This window comes from Alteromonas sp. KC3 (assembly GCF_016756315.1).
In the GTDB taxonomy this organism is placed as follows: domain Bacteria; phylum Pseudomonadota; class Gammaproteobacteria; order Enterobacterales; family Alteromonadaceae; genus Alteromonas.
In genome coordinates, this window is record NZ_AP024235.1 from 2,334,380 (window position 1) to 2,352,507 (window position 18,128).

Genomic DNA, 18,128 nt, shown 5'->3' on the forward strand with positions numbered 1-18,128 from the left:
CAACTAAAAACCAATAATCAATAAAAAAAGCGCCATTAATTAGGCGCTTTTTAGTTTCCGGTATATTTGTAACGCTCTCGTTATTGTCTTGATAACTGAAAGCGCACAGCTTCTAGTAATGCTTCATTAGAAGGTGCCCCCTCTAACACCCACACTTGTACGCCATTAGGTGCAACTTGAGATTGCAACGCTTGTCCTTGTTCTATAGTGCGTTTTTCACCGCTTAGGCGCTCAACCCATTCGCCTTCTTGCAAATAGTTGCTCACGGTGAAATTGTCTGCTTGGTCACTTTTATTCAACAGCACCAATGCTGTTTGTGCGTTATCTTGATTTTGCAGTACGCGGTAAAATATTGCTTTGTGGCCATTTAATTCCACATTAACTTGAATGCCACGCTGCAACGCTGGTGTTGTCTTTCGCACGTTTGCAATGCGTTTTAGCGCGATACCTATGGGGTGAGACATAGCACTATCGAGTACATCTTGCCCCACGTAGTTTCGGTTACCAGCATGTTCAGCCGTACCACGCATGTAACCTACCTCTGACCCCATATATACAACAGGTATTCCACGCACCGTAAACAACCAGTTGTGTGCGTTAATAAATCCCTCATCAGTAGCATTCATACGCGCCATATCGTGGTTGTCGTAAAACGTAGTAAGTTCATAAGGGTTTTGATAAGGGCCGTGCGTAAGATATAGCACCTTTTCAAGTGCTGAAAAATCACTTTCAAGTGGCTTTTCAAACACTGAAACCATCGCTTTTTGCATTGGGAAGTCTAGAACACTTACGCCACCATTTTTCTTCAGTGTATGCTGCGAAATATTATTCGCTTCATAGTCAAAGCTTTCGCCAAACATAAAGAAGTCAGGGTTTTCTGCACGGATTCGGTCTGAAGCTTCTCGCCAAAATGAATGTGGGACATGGCGAATAGTATCTATCCTAAACGCATCAGCACCTTGCGATATCCAATACAGATAACTATTAATCAAATAGTCTCTTACCAATGGATTTTCATCGTCTAAGTTAGAAAGCTTTACTAGGTCTGGGTAGTTATGAAAAAAAGCGTGTAGTGGATTATTTTCTGGGTCCAGTTCTTCAGGTGCTAAATTTCCATGATCTGCCACCAATTTCCCCTGAGCATCATACAGCTCTCCGTATCCCGGTAGATCTTTTTCCATGGTAAAACTAGGGCTGCCATGATTGGCAACAATGTCGAATACCGATTTAAGACCGTGTTTTTCGCGCATTTGTGTTGTGTAATCTTTTACACTGAGATCATCACTTACCAGGTGTTCATCGGCTTTGTAAAAATTAGTGGCCCAGTAGCCGTGGTAACCTGTTTTACCACCATCTTTAAAAGCGCCACCATAAGTAATAGGCTCATCACCATTGAATGCATAATCGGGATTATCTACTACTGGTGTCATCCATACAGCGGTGAAACCTAAATCGGCTATATAATCTGCATTATTCAAAATGCCTTTAAGATCGCCGCCCATATAACCCACATAGGCTTTTTTTCCGTCGGGCCCTTCAAGTGGTAGCTGCCAAGTTGGATGGTCGCCCCCCTGGTCTTCATGGTTGTTGCTAGGATCACCATCAACAAATCGGTCGGTAACGACAAAATAAACCGCTTCGCTGGCAAAAGGCACAGTAGTTCCAACAATTGCCGTTTCATTAGTTTGTAACTGGCTGTCGTTGTGCACATGTTGCGTTGAACACGCGCCAGTTAATAGCGAGGTCAAGGTTACTGCAAGTGCTTTTAGCTTGAAAGACATCGCGCTACTCTCCTTTTGCTTCTTGTAATGCGCTTGTATCTGCTTCTTTCACAAAGAATACTGCTATTGCGCCAATTAACATTGAGATACCCGCAACTACGATGATGTATTTTGCATCATTTTCAAATACGCTGCTTAAGATCCAGCCTGCGGTTAAACCCGATACAATTTGAGGTGCTGCAACGGTAAAGTTAAATATCCCCATGTACACACCTGTTTTATTCGCTGGTAGCGCCCCCGCCAACATGGCATAAGGCATCGCTAAAATAGCGGCCCAAGCTATACCTACGCCTATCATTGGGATAAGTAATTTTACGGCGCCTAGAGGAACAGTAACCTCAGTGATAAGTAAGTTTACGTTAACCATAGTCAGATCTTGGAATAACAAGAAACTAACGTAGCTTATACCACCGAGCGCCAGTGCCCCCGCATAAACCATTTTTCGGCCAAATTTATCGGCTAAACGCGCAAGAAAAATTGAGAAGATAGCCGCGAATACTGAATAAGCAGCAAAGAGAATGCCCACCCAATCACCGGCAGCGCCTTTCGCCATTGTGATAGTTTCTGGCACTACAGGTGCAGCAGCAATAAACGCAGGGTCAAACCACTGCTTATCCACGTTCCAAATATGCTGCGTAATAGCAGGTGTGGTGTAAACCCACATAATAAAAAGTGCAAACCACGAAAAGAACTGCACTACAGCAAGTTGCTTCATAGTCTTGGGCATATTAACAACAAGGTCAAAGAACTCGCCCAAACGCTTCAAAAGTGGTGCCTTTTCTTTAGACATTTCAGCCACATCGGCATCGCTTAAGCCCTTGTAGCGATTGTACTCATCTGGTGCATACTCTTTAGTGCGAATGACCGTCCAAATAACGGTACCAAGTAAAACAGTAGCTCCAATATAGAACGCCCACATTACTGAAGGAGCAACCTCTCCCATTTGAGCAGTGTTTTCAAGACCGATTACGTTCGTTAACACAAACGGAAGAATAGAGCCAATAACCGCGCCAATGTTGATTAAGAGCGATTGAATCGAATATCCGACATTGCGCTGCGAAGGAGGCACCATATCTGATACAAGCGAACGGAATGGTTGAAAACATACATTAAATGACGCATCCATTAGTGCCACCATCAATGCTCCCATTAGCATAGGCGCTAAAAAGGCAACAAAGATTGGCGCGTTTGGCAACAGGATCATACCAATTACCGCAGCAATCGCCCCCGCTAATATAAACGGACGTCGTCGCCCTAACCTATTCCATGTTCTATCAGAAGCTGAACCCACTATAGGTTGTACAATTAGGCCCATAATAGGCGCGACTAACCAAAACAAAGACAGTGAATGTAGATCTGCACCTAAATCTGACAAGATTCGACTGACATTCGCGTTTTGCAGTGCAAAACCAAATTGAACACCTAAAAAGCCAAAGCTGACATTCCAAATTTGCCAAAAAGACAGGCGAGGTTGTGTTGTTTGCATAGTTTGCTCTATTTATTGTTAATATTAAAACTGCGAGTTATTGTGCAATAAAGACAGTGGCAGACATCGCTGGTAAAGATAGCACATCTGAAGTGCGCATAACTTTGCCATCGTCTAATCGTGTAATTTTTGTGTAGCGTCCTAACAGTTCGCTGTACTGACTTAAAGCAACATCGGTTTCTTCTTTATTTAAAATGACCATCAATGCGCGAGATTTGTCGTTTTCATTCACTCTAAAGTAGGTGTACACGCCATCCTTTGGTGCATAATGTTTCAACTCGCCTTCAAATAGTGCTGGGTATTCGCGGCGTAGTGAAAGCAGCGATTTTGTTCGTTGCTGTGCCCAGCGCTCATCTTCAGACAGACCTTTACCACTGAACGCGTTTTTATCCGTGTCCTCTTTCCATCCCCCCGGGAAGTCAGTACGAATAACGCCGTGGTCTGTTGTCCCCTTGTTTTGCATTAAGATTTCTGTGCCGTAAAATACCTGAGGTATACCGCGCGTTGTTAAGAAAAACGTCATCGCCATATTCCACTTACGCACATCATGTCCAAGTTGAGTAAACACGCGGCTCATATCGTGATTGTCAGCAAAGACAACAAGATTATTTGGCTCAGCATACAAAAAGTCAGTTGCCAGTGTTTCATAAACACTGATGAAACCTGAATTCCAACTCTCTGCACTATCAAGTGCTTTTACCAGAGCAGTTTGTAATGGAAAATCCATGACCGATGGTAAGGCGCTGACGTAGTCGTCATGTTTGTGACTGCCCCGTTGCCAGTATGCGGTTATAGCAGGGTTTACTGACCATTCTTCACCGACAATATTAAGGTTTGGATACTCCTCAATAACACGTGTAGTCCACTGGCTAAGAAAGTCTTTATCAGGATAAGAGTATGTATCTACGCGGATACCACTTAAATTTGCGAACTCAACCCACCATATAGCGTTTTGAATAAGGTAGTTAGCAAGATGAGGATTGCGCTGGTTTAGGTCTGGCATTGTGGGAACAAACCAGCCATCGCTAAACCCAATTTTATCGCTTTCTACGGCGTGAGGGTCATGCAGCGATTCACGCTTATGCGTCGTACCGACAAATATACCATTATTGTTAATCCAATCTTGCGAAGGCTTGTCCTTCATCCATTGGTGAGTGCTGCCTATATGGTTTAAGACCATATCCATAATAATACCGATACCCGCTTCACTCGCTTTTTCGCTAAGCTCGACATAATCTTGGTTGGAACCAAAGCGCGGATCTACTTGATAATAATCTGTTGTTGAATAGCCGTGATAGCTGTAATTATCCATCGCATTTTCAAGTAAAGGCATCGTCCAAATTTGGGTAAAGCCCATCTCTTTAACGTAATCGAGGTTATCTATTATTCCTTTGATATCACCGCCATGTCGACCGCCTTTTTCTGCCCTATCGACTGTGTCCTTATAGCCCTCGACGTTGTCATTTGACGGGTCACCATTAGCAAATCGATCTGGCGCTATTAGATAAATTGCATCTTTGGGACTAAAGCCCTGTCGCTGTGCTGAACCCGCTTTTCGTTTAAGCAAAGAATATGATTTTTCGCGAACCGTTCCATCACTGTCGGTAAAGGTTAATATGACTTCGCCTGCTTTGGCTTTTTCGGTATTTAACGTTACAAATAAATAGTTTTCGCTATCTAGTGCTTGGGTTTTCGTAATACTTACAGCGCCTTTTGAAACCGTTACGGTATCGTCTGCTATATCATCGCCATAAACCATCAACTCTACGTCACTAGCTGCCATATCTACCCACCAGTTTGGCGGCGAAACCGTGAGTTCATTGGCAAGCGTGGGAAACGCTAAACTTGTCATCACCAATAAACACGCCGATGAGGAAAAACGATTATCTCGGCTTATTAAGTTAGCTTTTTTTAAATTTATGGCTGCCACTGTGACCTCTAGTTAAAAATACGTTAAGCAGATGAAGGTACGTTGATACTACCTTTGTTCTCAAGTAAGACCAATGCACTGCATACGTATTCACGGTGCTAAGCAGCAAGCCTATAGTCACAGCGAGTAGAATTTATAAGGCTTCATTGAAAAGGCCAGGTAATTACCTGGCCTTGACCGAATCATTTTAAAAGTGAAAGTGGTGTTAAAACGCAAACACCTTAGTTTCAAGCCCTTTAAGGGTTAGCTCAGCAGTAAAGTGCTTACCGCTATCGTTTATAACAACGTCTTCGTGGCGAAGTAATGCTGTTAGCACTTGCGAGGGCGCCGTCTCAGAGATTAGGGTTTTGGGAATAGATAATGTAATGTTATTAACCTCTCTCTCTTCGAAATTAGCAACAACCACAAACCCTTTTTGCTCGTTTATTCGCGCAAACGCAAACTGCTGTTCGCTATAAGCTGAACCTTCGACACTAAGGTTTAGGTCGTGAAGGTTAACGAAGTCCCCTTTTATTGCTGAGTTAGAAGAAACGATAGCCATCACGTCTTCGTAAAATTCACGTAGTGCCAACTCGTCATTGGTAGAGCCACCGCCATCAAACTTACCGTTATTCATAAAACGTTGATGGGCAGGAACACCTACATAGTCAAAAATAGATGTTCTAGTAGGATCACCAAAGCCGGTCTCTTCACTGCCATCTTCACCAACATCTTGACCAAAATACAGTAGCGTAGGTGATGCACTTATAAGTGCACTTACCGCTAGTGCCGGCTTGCCTTTTTCTGCAGTTCCAGCAAAATCTGGGCTCGCGATGCGCTGTTCGTCGTGATTTTCAAGAAAATGTAGCATATGAGGCGCAATGTCACTGACCTCAGAGTGAATTGAAACCAACTCACTAACTTTCCCCTTTCCTTGCATTATCTTCTTTAACGTATCGTAAAAGCCTACTTTATCGTAAAGATAGTCCATCTTCCCTTTATGAATGTAATCTCGATATTTGTCAGGCTGATACACTTCAGCTAATAGGAATGCATCAGGATTTTTTTGTTTAATGCTGCTATTTAAGAATGACCAAAATTCAACAGGCACCATTTCAGCCATATCGTAGCGAAAACCGTCAACACCTTTATCTAACCAATAGTGCGCAATATCTCTAAACTTATACCAAGAATCTGGTAGTGCTTTTTCTTCCCAAAATTGAGCGTGCTGTTCGATACCTTGGTTAGCATAATTCGCTGGTAATAACGGAAAATCATAAGTGCCGTCTGGCCTTACACCATAATTTACCTTTACGGTTTCATACCAATCATTGATATCGGGCTTGGCAGCTCGCGCGCCATTTCCCGTCCATTTTGCAGGGAACTCATCAAATTTTTGATCACTTAACGGGTGTGGCTCGCCCCCCAACACTTTATAGCTTTCCGATGTAGGTACTTTAAAACCTTCGCCAACGACATAATAAAAATTGTTATTCTTAGCATACTCCACAGACGTATCGTCGTTTTTACCGAAATCAGCGACACCTTCTGGTGCTGAAAGCGAACGATAGTCTCTAGCGACGTGGTTTGGCACTATATCGATAATCACTTTCATACCCGCGTCATGAGTACGCTTGATAAGCGCTTCAAACTCCTCTAAACGCCTTGCTGGGTCAGTTGCTAGGTCAGGGTTGACGTTGTAATAGTCTTTTACAGCATAGGGAGAGCCAGCCCTGCCCTTAATGACATCAGGATCATCTTGTGAAATACCATACTCAGTATAGTCTGTTACTAATGCATGATGTGGAACACCAGTGTACCAAATGTGACTTGTACCTAGCGCTTTAATAGCGGCAAGAGCTTGTGGGGTAAAGTCTTCAAATTTACCCACGCCGTTTTCTTCTAGTGTGCCCCATGCTTTGTTGGTCGTATTGGTGTTACCAAATAGCCTCGTAAACACCTGATACACAACAGGCTTACCAATTCTTTCATCGCTTATGTGCTGCACAGTATCGTCATTGGTTAGTTCAACGCTTTGTGCTACTGGCGCAGATTCAGCTTTGTTGGTGTTCATAGTTGAAGAGTCGGTGCATGCTAATAATCCTATAGATAGCATAGCAAGCGTAAATGGTTTAAACCGAAAAGAATGCTTTAGTGTACGCATGGATACATTTTGTTGATTCAAGGTTTTAACAGGATACGCGTTAAACGATTGTTAAAAAACATGCATACGTATTCAAGAAACAAAAAAGCCACCTCAAATGAGGTGGCTGTGTCCGGGGAGAATGGACTTAGTCAAAACGTACTGTTACACCAGCAGTAACACGTCTACCCAACAAGTCGTAAAGTGGGTCGAATGTGTAACCTGGAGGCAGTTTGTTGAACGCGTTACGAAGACCAACATACATGTCTACGTTTTCGCTATACATATATTCAACACTGAAGTCGTGAGTCCAGATGCTTCCTACGAAACCTGGATCAGTATCTTCTGGAGAACCACCACCTGGTGAAACGTCAAACGTTGCTACACGGTCGATATAACGGCTAGTGTAGTTAAAGTTCCACTCATCAATACGGTAATCAACAATAGTACGGAACTGGTACTCAGGGTCGCCAAGCTCACCTACTTCAACGTTGATTTCATCTGGACGGTCTTGGAATTCAAACACTTCAAGCTCATTCACTTTGTTACCTTGTAGGTTCAAGCGAATTTCACCAGGAAGGTCAAACTCTGTTAGTTCAGTTGTGTAACGGATTTGGAATTCCACACCCGCTGTATTGATTGCTGACGCGTTGATAAAGCCAGAACGAACTAGGTCGATATCAAAATCAGCACCACGGTCGATTTGCGCACAGAAGCCCGCATCTGGACCACCTGTCGCATCAACACAGTTATCTGCAATATCTTGCGCAGTAACTTCTGTGATTGCGTCTTCGATTTCAATGTCATAGAAATCGACAGTAACCGATAGATTTTCAATGAACTCAGGAGTCCACACTACGCCCACTGTTCTCGATTCACTTGTTTCAGAGAATAGGTCAGGGTTACCACCAGACAGGATCTCGATACTTACGTTATCGTTCGCTTCAAAACCTTCTGGGATACCCAACGCAGCACAGTTAGCGCGACGATCCGGATCATCATCAATGTTATCAGCGTCACATGGATCGCTTACGCGAGCAAAACCAGGAGACAATGGCGAGAAAGCTTCATCTACGTTAGGCGCACGTACCGCTTCGCCAACCGTACCACGAATTCTCAAGTCTTCAATTGGTGCCCACATGAAGCCTACTTGCCATGCATCAGCACTACCCGCGTGTGAATAGTCAGCAGCACGGTATGCAGCGTCAATTGATAGCTCTTTTGCAAATGCTACATCAGCAAGTAGCGGTAGACGTAATTCGATGAAGAATTCTTCTACGTCGTAACCACCGAATGAATCAGGTGTCGCCGCGTTAGTGAAGAAACCTTGCTTAGTGAATTCATCGGTAGTTGTGACTACGTCTTCTTCACGGTATTCGTAACCCAATGCGATACCTACTGGACCACCAGGTAGCTCGAACCACTCTGTAGAGTCGAATGAAACAGTACCACCGAACATTTGTTGTGTGATTTCGTCTTCACGCTGAACATCACCAGATACGAAATCTACTGCTTCAGCACTCGCTTGACCAAAACCAAACGGGTTAAACGGTACACAATTTTGACCGTTTACTGCTGCTGGATCTTCGTAATCATCGCCCTGTGCATCAGGCACTTGACTACGACATGCAGCTTCACCTGTTGCTGGGTCGATGACAGAATCAAGCGCAGCTACAAAGTTGGTTGGGATCAAGTCGTTTAACGTACGACGTTTGTTAGAAACCTCACCACGGGTGTAATACAAGTCGTAATCAAAGTCTGTATCACTAAGTGTGAAGAAACCTTGGAAACCACCAACAAAGCGCCATAGCTTACGGTCGTTCGATGCAGAACGGTTACCAATATCGTCGAAGAAACGAGAGAAACCAACTACAGACTGACCACCGTCAAGCAAACGTGCACGTGTTACATCATCAAGGTAAGCGTTGTCTTCTACGTTGATTGAAACGTTGCCAAAACGGAACGAAGGCTGGAATTGCTGCTCAATTTTCTTGTCTACATACTTGATATCACCATAGAAGCGGATGTTATCAGTAATGTCGTAGCGGAAAGTACTGGCTAACGTCAATGTTTCTTGGTCAGGCACATAGTTACGATAATCTTCACCAAAGAATACCGTATCGTAGCGCTGATCGAAATTACCAAACGCGAAGCTGTTTGTACCGATACGTTCTACTTGGTCAATTGGCGTGCCGTCAGGCGTAAAGGTAATACGCGGACCACCACCAAATGGGTTAATTACACCAAAGCCATTGATCATTTCTGAACCAACATAGCGACGACGAAGACGGTCTGGAATACCATCATCTTCACCCGTGTTATCTGGGTTTACGATAGTGCCCCACGCTTCTGCTTGTTGAAGATCAGGCTCCATTACTTCTGCGATGTTGTTCATTTCTGCGAAGAAGGTTACGTTACCACGGCCATCTTCAGTACTTGCACCAACCAATGCACTGTAGTTGTTTGAGCGCGCACCCACATCTTCAAGATCTGCAGAACCGTCAAAGTTCAATTCAACGCCTTCATAGTCATCGCGAAGAATTACGTTGATTACACCAGAAACAGCGTCAGAACCGTAAATCGCAGATGCACCACCTGTGATTACTTCAATTCGCTCAATCATTGCAGCTGGAATTGAACCCGTATCTACTGCATTAGAGAATGGAGAACCTGCAACGTGGCGCTTACCGTTAACTAGGGTCAGTGTACGGTTTTCACCAAGTGAACGTAGGTCAGGAGAACTCAAACCTGCGTTGGCATTGCTGTTGTTGTTACCAATTAGCGTTGAGCCCGCCGCAATAGCAGGTAATTCAGCAAGAATACTACCTAGGTCAGGCGTACCAAAACGTTGGATTTCTTCTGCGCTAACAGAAACGATTGGTGCAGGAGTAGAAAGCTCTGATCTCTTAATACGAGAGCCAGTGACCTGAATTTTTTCTACCGCTTCTTCCTCGGATTCAGTTGGCTGTTGTGCCATTACCGGGAAAGCAAGAGTACCAACTAATCCGAAAAGCGTTGCGTTTCGGACAGCTGTATTGACTAAGCTTTTATTAAACATGTGGTTTCCCTTTTATTATTTTTCGCTTACGAGTGTAAGCTAAGAAAAGATAACCCTATGTTTTTCAGCATTCAATCCTTTAACACTTTTTAATTCAATTAATTGCTAGCAAAGTGTAAAGAATTGTAAATTTGCCCCTTTATTTTCAGGGCATTGCGCCTTTTATGAACAAAAAATAAATTTTTTGTAACAAAATCTAAAGGCTACAAATTGTTGTTTTTACGCCCCTTATGCGGCTTTAGCAATCTTCACTACGTTATTTCTTGCTGGCGCTTTTGGAACCCTAATTGAGTCGGCAACTTTTTGTAACTCATTGTCTATTTCGCGATAGAAACCGTTTAGAGGCTTGGTCAGACTATCAACTAATTTTGATGCAGATATTCTGTAGGGAACTCGCTTTCCATTAAACTCAACTTCGTCGCCAACAGACGTGAAGTTGATACCAAACGACCTTAGTCTTCTGGCCAATTTGGGCTCCATAAGAACATATGCGTGCTTAATATCTAGTTTCAAGCAAAGGCTTAGCGCCATTAAATAAAGCGCAACAGAAAGGTACGGTAGCTGGTCCATACTTGACGATTTTGTTCTGCCTTTGAACTTCGACGAAGTCTTGTTTAATTTAAAAACGCTAGTACGCAACTGACGTTCCCTAAATTCACGAGGTATCGCCAAGCGGGATATTTCACATACACTGTCTGGCACTAAATTAGAAGGTAGTAATCCATCATCTTTGATGGCATCGCTACATTTTTCTTCAAGTGGTAATAGCAAACCCTGCTCTGTGGGCAAAACCAACCGTATGGTACCCGCACATTCGCCTGTCGGAAGATGTTTTATGTAGCAGTTAATTGCGCGGTCATCGAATTTGTCTTTTTCGATAGCTTGAGGGTTTTCTTGTTCAAACTTCATTTCCTCACAATAAACTTTATGACGCGTTTTGTAGCTCACTGCTTTATCAGCGTTATCATTAGCTACTACCAACTCATATCGGCTGAAGAAAAACCGAGTAATTGCCTGATCTAACGACAACTTCTTTTTAAATGGTGAAAACCCAGATGGTAACTCTTTTAGTTTTTTAGACACGACACTATTTAGCACTTTGATAGCGCTTATTGTTCTATGCTTCAATGTAAGTTCCCCTGATTTAATTATTTTTAGGCGTTTGGGTAACTTCCTAGTCTGAATAACACCTTAGTTCGATTTAATTGTTGTTTTGTTATTATTATCACGGCTACTTCTAATTAGCGCATCGCCCTTTTGAAAATCCGATTTACACAACCTATCGTACAGCAGTACGTTCGCCGTAGCGGCTAAATTCATGCAGGAATATGTGGGTACATAAACTACATGATCACACCATTGCAGTATTTCTTCAGATATACTGCCATCTTCTGGTCCAAGCATATAGAACGCGTTGGCTGGGTGACTAAACTCAGGCAACGGTGTCGCACCCTCAACCAATTCAACCGCTACAACAGATGCTCCTTTCGGTATCACATCTTTCAAATTATCTACGCCAATTGTCGGTATTTTTTTATGAAACGCCTTTGTATCAGCGTTAAAGTCTTTAGCAAAACGATAACGTTGACCTGTGTAAAATACACTGGCGACACCATAGCACCCTGCAGCACGAAGAATTGACGCCACATTAACCGGATTTTTAGGGTTAACTAAGCCTATTGATACTCTCTGATTCAAAATTTGCACGTAAATGAATGTATGCTTTTTATAATGGTTAGCGATATTGCCATTTAATGACATCTGTATCTACCATTGCGGCAAGGTTTTATTGCTTTCCTTGCACTTTTTTAATATCGGATAGTAGTCAGATAGTTTTATTAACTTTTATAATTCAGCTTCAGGCTCTACGGACGTCTCTAGTCGAGCAACACAATAGCGGTGTTCGAACGCTAGTATTTTGTTTATCGGCGCATTTACCAAAAGCACTGATTGCTAGGGAAGACTCTGTGCAAAGAAAGGGCCAACATTGTGTAAAATTTTCACGACATTGATGATGTTGTGCCTTTTTTACACGGGAGATGATATGGAAGGTTAATGAGACAATATAAATCCACTAGATACAGTAAGTTACAATCAAAACACCATTATCAATATCTCTTTATCCATAATCTCCAAATAAAGACAAATCAGTTACACGTAACCATGATTTTAATTTGTTATGCATCTTCGATGTATAACAATGTCGTCAGAGGAATTAACCGTCTGCGATTTGGAACACCGCATGCACTTGAAATAATTGCATTTTTTAAATGACCAGGTCGATTCACTGTAAATAAATGTCGGTAAACGTGTTTTGTTGCCGTATCGCTACACCCATCACAACACGTTTCTACACGCTTCACTATGCACTTCTTTGTATCGACTCCTGTTTAGAAAACTTGGTATATCTTCTACCCATTCGTTTTCCTTGCGCATACCCTTTTAGTAGCTTTCTTTTGTTCATGGTGAGTCGCTTCACGTCAAACGCATTGTTTGGCGCTATTAACTTAATCTCACAATCTGCAGGCGGGTTAGTTATAAAGGAAAGGGTTTCATTGTAGATATGTGCACGTTTAAGCATTTTATCCAAAAGTGCTGGTGTATTTGCGTACATCTTCTCAAGTAACCACGTAGATTTAAGTTCAGGCTTAGTAAATCCGTAAGGCTGCGAGAGAATAACGGTAATTTCTCTTGCCCCCATGTCGTAAGCCTTTTTGACAGGTATCGGATCTGCTACACCACCATCCACATAGGCTACACCATTCACTAAAGAGGACTCTCGGTATGCAGTTGGAATAGCACAAGACGCTACCATGAGTTCGTCAACATTATCTGCTGTAGCGCGATAATATTCACATTCACCACTGGCTATATTAGTAACCCCCACAAATAGAGGGATGGTTTGCTGATCATTGATACTGGGTATCGAAAGTGCCTTTTTTCCGTAGTGCCACAACCAGTGCACATCCGTCATGTGGCCGCCTTTAATAAATCGCAAAGGGCTAAAAAATTCACGTTTTGTTGCAAACTGAGTAATGATTGTTTTACTCAGTCCTGGCATACGAGAAACATAAGTGGAGAGGTTTGTAGCCCCCGCTGAAACGCCGATCGCAAAATCAAAGTCATAGATTTCGTCTTCCATAAGCTTATCAAGCACACCCGCAGCAAAAATACCACGCATCGCCCCTCCCTCCACAACCAGTGCCTTTTTCATAACTTCTCCTTAAGTTGCTTTAATCTCACTGACTCATTACATAATCAAATTGCACAATCGAATAAAATTAACAATCAAATTAAAAACGCAATCAAATTACATACCAAAAAAAACCGCGGTAAAGACCGCGGTTTTTATAGTCAGTATTAATAGCACATATTACTGCTTGGTCACTGACAACATTGGAGAATTACCATCGGGGCCTGTTACCTTAAATTCATACAGGCCCGCTTCAGCGACTTCAAGCATCAAGTTATTGTTGCTAGCGCCTAATATCTTAGTTTCGCCAATTGTGACAACATTAGAGTCAGCATCATTTGGGTTACCTAAATTAACAGTCGACCAATCTTCTGAAGCAACTTTGAATTCAACGCTTCCGGCACTAAGCTCCAATTCAGCAGTATAAATACCGTCCCCCTGATAACTAAACCTATCTACAGCGCCCCAACCGTTCATGCCACCTCGAACATATACATCAGTGTCGCCCCAATAAGCTTCTTTAAATACGCCTATTGTTGGTGAATCAGGGTCATCAACATCGAAGACAAATACATAGCGGTCTTCTTCTTCAATAGTTAACACCATATTGTCATTAGTACGACCTAATGAAAGTGTTTGTCCTGGCGCAATATTTCGGTCTGCATCATCGTTTGAAAGTGCTCCAAAATTGACCGTGCTCCAGTCCTCCGACGCTACTTTAAACTCGTAAGTGCCTGGAGATAAAACACGCGCAAAGGTGTATATCCGAGTACCTTGATACACAAACTCTTCGTCAGTGCCCCATCCATTCATTGCACCGCGAAGGAACACAGACGTACCAACATAGGGCTCTTCGTTTTCAATGGTTAAAATTGGCGCTTCATTATCTGATGCGTCTACTATAAACAAGTAGGTTGCACCAATGCTTGGTGTGAATGACAGGTTAGTATTGGTACGCGCTAACACTTTCTCTTCATTTTCAACGACCACTCCACTGTCGCCGTCAGCCGCACCAAAGTTAATGGTATCCCAGTTTTCAGATGCGAACTTAAATGCGTATGTGGTACTTGCTTCAAGTGTTACTGCAACTTGATAAATACCATTGCCGCGGTAGGTAAATGCATCGTCAGTCGACCAGCCATTCATGTCGCCGCGCAGATACGCAGTAGTATCACCATATGGCACAACATCTGGTGCACCTGATGTTGCAAATGCTGATAAGCCGTAACCTTGTGCACCAGTTTGAGGTTTAACAAAAACAGCTATAGTCATAGCAGGAACGGTAAAAATCCCGTTTCCGTCTTCGCCTTCAGTAAAGGAAGCGCTGCGAACAACTTCATCAACAGAACTCATCTGCATAGCGTGAAGCGTAAAACCTGTTGCAGTATTTACTGTGATGGATTTTTCTTCATAGCCAGTATTAACCAGAACCATTACTGCGTCATTCAGCATGTCTAAGTCTTCACGAGGTGTTTCTCCCTCTGAAGCTAAACCATCGTCAATGCTCATGGCTATCAGTCCACGCTGTTGGCGTGCGCCAATATTGTGAAACCCGATGCGGTCAATAATTTGTTCACTGCTGGTCAACCTGAAAAGCGGGCTAGACATACGAGTAGCGAGCAATTCTGCAAAAACGTCTGAAGCAAACGTAATGTCTGCCATACTCGCTGCACGTTCTGGGTCGTAGATAAACTCTCCCATCTCAGCCCAACGACCTTCGTTGTCTTGTGCTAACGGGAGCCCTACATTCCAGTTATTGGTCTGGTAAGTAAAATCAACGTAGTTGAACCAGTCGCCAGAGTCGTATGTGTTGCGATCCATTGACTTAGAACGCAGCATGTCCCCCCCCATCTGTAAGAACGGGATACCTTGTGACACTAAGTTGATACCCATTGCAACGTTTTGCGCTCGAACGCGTTCTTGCAAGCTTATGTCTTGAGGTAAGGTATAATTGAGCTGATCCCACAAGGTTTCATTATCATGCTTAGATACATAATTAATAATATCAGCGGGGTCTTCGGCGTAGCCGCCGAGATTACTTGTTGCACCGGCACTACCTGCTGAAGTTTCTAGCACGTAGTCTTTTAGAGTGCCTATCATTCCCATTTTTACGCGGTCTTGGTCGTAAAGCAGCGAATCTGATTCAGGGTTAAAGATATTGCCTTGACGAATTGCTTCACGAATGCGGTCGTTAAACGTCCCAATTTCAGTGCCAGCCATGTTTAGCTGATTAGCTTGCTCGTAACCACGATCAATTTTCGTCCAGCCTTCGCCATAGAAATAATTATCTTCATCAAGCATTTGTACAGAGTCGCGTAAGCGAATCATCGTATCTTTTGTTGCTTGGCTCATGATGTCGAACCTGAAGGCGTCATACTTGTAATGCTCAGTCCAGATAAGCAGCGAATCTTCCATGAACTTTTCCATCATGATGTTGCGCGGCTCTGTATCGTCACAGCAGGTCTCTCTTACAATAGCACCTGTGTCTGTTTCATAGCGGTGATAATACCCAGGTACTACCTTATCTAATACTGACTTTGAAAATACGCCCGACGCATTAGTATGGTTGTATACGACATCTAGTGCGACACGAAGACCCATTTCGTGCAAAGCTTGAATCATTGCTCTCATTTCGATGATTCTTTCAACCCCTTCCGCGCTCGATGCGTAGCTTCCTTCTGGCGCATTGAAATGGTGAGGATCGTAACCCCAGTTGAACGTATCTACACCGCGAAGATCATTGGTTAACGCCTGTGCTTTCGCAGCTTGTGCTAATGGGTCGTAAGAATTGTAAACATCAATAAGTAACGTAGAAGCATTTTCTTCTTCACAAACAGCCGCACTACTATTTAATCGACAAAGCGCACCAACGGTATCGTACAAGTCTATGGTATTACTTGGGCTTTCATCGATGGTCGCAATGTCATTAGCAGGCAATATGTGGAAGTAATTAAGACCCGCATCAACAAGTTTCTGAAGATGCTCTACAGGTGCCGTTCCCTCTTCTGTAAACGCCAAATATTTACCGCGATTTGCCTCGCTTGTAGACATATCTCTTACGCTGAAATCGCGAATGTGTCCTTCATAAATAACAGCATCTTCTGGGTTTTCGATAGTGGGTATATCGTGCGTGTCCCACCCTTCAGGCTTTAAGTCCTCATCAGCAAGATTGACAAATCGTGAAAAACGGCCATTGGTACTTAGCGAAACTGAATAAGGGTCAGTAACTAAAAGCGTTTCAATGTTTCCGGTAACCGGGTGATAAACGGTTATCTCATAGCGATATAGCTGTCTATCAAGGGACATGTCCCCTTCATAACGCCACACACCTGACGCATCATCTCGCGTCATTTCAAGACGCTCGGTTAGACTTTTACTTGCGTTATACAATAATAAGTCAACGTTTGATGCTGTGGGCGCCCATAGTGCTACAGTAATACCACTGTCAGTATAAATCGCGCCAAACATGGCTTCATCGGCGTCGTTGTCACCACTTGTATACAATGCATCTAACGCATTCGCTATCTGTATTCCAGTGGCCGCGACAAGAGTCCCCTCTGCGTCATAACCGCCAACGACGGCTTGCGTAGTCAATACTGTCTTCGCATCATCTGTTGACCAGTCACCTTGCCAGGCAGTCATTGCGCTTAAATGCGGCGCTCTCGCTGCTTGAGCTTCACTTAAGCTCGTTTCAACAAGCTCTATTGATGTGCCATTGATACCATCATCGAGCGACGTTTCTAGGTCGGCTTGTGCGGAATAGTGAAGTTTAACGTCCACCACTGACTCAGGAACGTCCCATAAAATCGTATTGCTGTCTAACCAATGTGCACCAAAACCCTCAATATCGACTGCTTGTGGACCCAATGAAAGAATGGGAAATTCAAAGACAGTGGGCTCGCCTGACAACGTGAAGTTCATGCGCGTAAAGGTCTCATCGTCCTGTATTAATGAACCTTTAAAGTCACCACCTCCCATCTCTTTGCCCGCATCATCAGTACCTTTATGAATAATAAAGTTATGACAATCACCGTATCCGTCTTTTAAGTCTAGTACCCAGTAAGCGCCATAGTTCGGATCAACGCCTGTATGCACACGACCATTCGCCCAGTCAGTATCTGGGTCAGCATAAGCATCACAGGTATCATTATTCCAGGTGTGTAGGCGCCATCCTTCATAAGCTGGGTCGCCACTTGAATTATCTGCATCAACTGATGCGCGGTTATAATATAAGACCGCTTGGTTGCCAGATGGTGTAAAAACAGGGGCTGGCAGGGCTGGGTCTGCACCCACTACACACGCATCATTCGTTTCATTAGGTACGGTTGGTGCATCACACTGAATGGGTGGTGGTGGAACACAAGCCGTACCCGACTCATTTGGTACGTTAGGTACATCACAGGTAAGCAGTTCGTTAGTTCCAGACTCAACGCCAGAACCACCACAACCTGCTAGTGTTAAACCGCCTACTACGAGAAAGGCTGCCCGCCAAAGTCTCATTTTAGTAAACATAGTATTCTCCAGACTAAAACTGCTAAATTCGGTACATTCGCCATTG

Annotated in this window: 9 protein-coding genes; all 9 read right to left on the reverse strand. The window is 43.4% G+C overall.

The genetic code is table 11. From position 1 onward, the window contains the following. Nucleotides 1-80 precede the first annotated feature (80 nt). Nucleotides 81-1,781, reverse strand: coding sequence for an alpha-amylase family glycosyl hydrolase (locus JN178_RS10490; RefSeq protein ID WP_202261537.1), 1,701 nt, complete (start codon nt 1,779-1,781; stop codon nt 81-83). Nucleotides 1,782-1,785: 4 nt separating this feature from the next. Then, nucleotides 1,786-3,267 carry an MFS transporter gene (locus JN178_RS10495; RefSeq protein WP_159624353.1) on the reverse strand — a complete coding sequence of 494 codons (1,482 nt, stop codon included), beginning with the start codon at nt 3,265-3,267 and terminating at the stop codon, nt 1,786-1,788. 37 nt (nt 3,268-3,304) lie between these two features. Beyond that, on the reverse strand, nt 3,305-5,119 hold the full coding sequence (locus tag JN178_RS10500; protein WP_202266030.1) for a glycoside hydrolase family 13 protein: 1,815 nt from the start codon (nt 5,117-5,119) through the stop codon (nt 3,305-3,307). 283 nt (nt 5,120-5,402) lie between these two features. Continuing rightward, entirely contained in the window at nt 5,403-7,250 is a 1,848-nt protein-coding gene (locus tag JN178_RS10505; protein ID WP_232369546.1) for an alpha-amylase family protein, read from the reverse strand. A 217-nt stretch (nt 7,251-7,467) separates the two neighbouring features. Continuing rightward, nucleotides 7,468-10,377: a TonB-dependent receptor plug domain-containing protein gene (locus JN178_RS10510; protein WP_202261539.1), complete on the reverse strand. Its 2,910-nt coding sequence runs from the start codon at nt 10,375-10,377 to the stop codon at nt 7,468-7,470. 228 nt (nt 10,378-10,605) lie between these two features. Next, nucleotides 10,606-11,505, reverse strand: a complete 900-nt coding sequence (locus JN178_RS10515; RefSeq protein ID WP_232369547.1) for a PEP-CTERM/exosortase system-associated acyltransferase — start codon at nt 11,503-11,505, stop codon at nt 10,606-10,608. A gap of 63 nt (nt 11,506-11,568) precedes the next feature. Further along, nucleotides 11,569-12,084: an RNA methyltransferase gene (locus JN178_RS10520; RefSeq protein ID WP_232369770.1), complete on the reverse strand. Its 516-nt coding sequence runs from the start codon at nt 12,082-12,084 to the stop codon at nt 11,569-11,571. 655 nt (nt 12,085-12,739) lie between these two features. Further along, complete coding sequence (locus tag JN178_RS10525; protein ID WP_202261541.1) at nt 12,740-13,591, reverse strand: patatin-like phospholipase family protein; 852 nt, start codon at nt 13,589-13,591, stop codon at nt 12,740-12,742. A 159-nt stretch (nt 13,592-13,750) separates the two neighbouring features. Further along, complete coding sequence (locus JN178_RS10530) at nt 13,751-18,082, reverse strand: alpha-1,6-glucosidase domain-containing protein (protein ID WP_202261542.1); 4,332 nt, start codon at nt 18,080-18,082, stop codon at nt 13,751-13,753. Nucleotides 18,083-18,128: the final 46 nt, after the last annotated feature.

Bases quoted from the DNA above. Each gene is read 5' to 3' on its own strand.
- JN178_RS10490 (WP_202261537.1), bottom strand. From the start codon at position 1,781: ATGTCTTTCAAGCTAAAAGCACTTGCAGTAACCTTGACCTCGCTATTA.
- JN178_RS10495 (WP_159624353.1), bottom strand. From the start codon at position 3,267: ATGCAAACAACACAACCTCGCCTGTCTTTTTGGCAAATTTGGAATGTC.
- JN178_RS10500 (WP_202266030.1), bottom strand. From the start codon at position 5,119: ATGACAAGTTTAGCGTTTCCCACGCTTGCCAATGAACTCACGGTTTCG.
- JN178_RS10505 (WP_232369546.1), bottom strand. From the start codon at position 7,250: ATGAACACCAACAAAGCTGAATCTGCGCCAGTAGCACAAAGCGTTGAA.
- JN178_RS10510 (WP_202261539.1), bottom strand. From the start codon at position 10,377: ATGTTTAATAAAAGCTTAGTCAATACAGCTGTCCGAAACGCAACGCTT.
- JN178_RS10525 (WP_202261541.1), bottom strand. From the start codon at position 13,591: ATGAAAAAGGCACTGGTTGTGGAGGGAGGGGCGATGCGTGGTATTTTT.
- JN178_RS10530 (WP_202261542.1), bottom strand. From the start codon at position 18,082: ATGTTTACTAAAATGAGACTTTGGCGGGCAGCCTTTCTCGTAGTAGGC.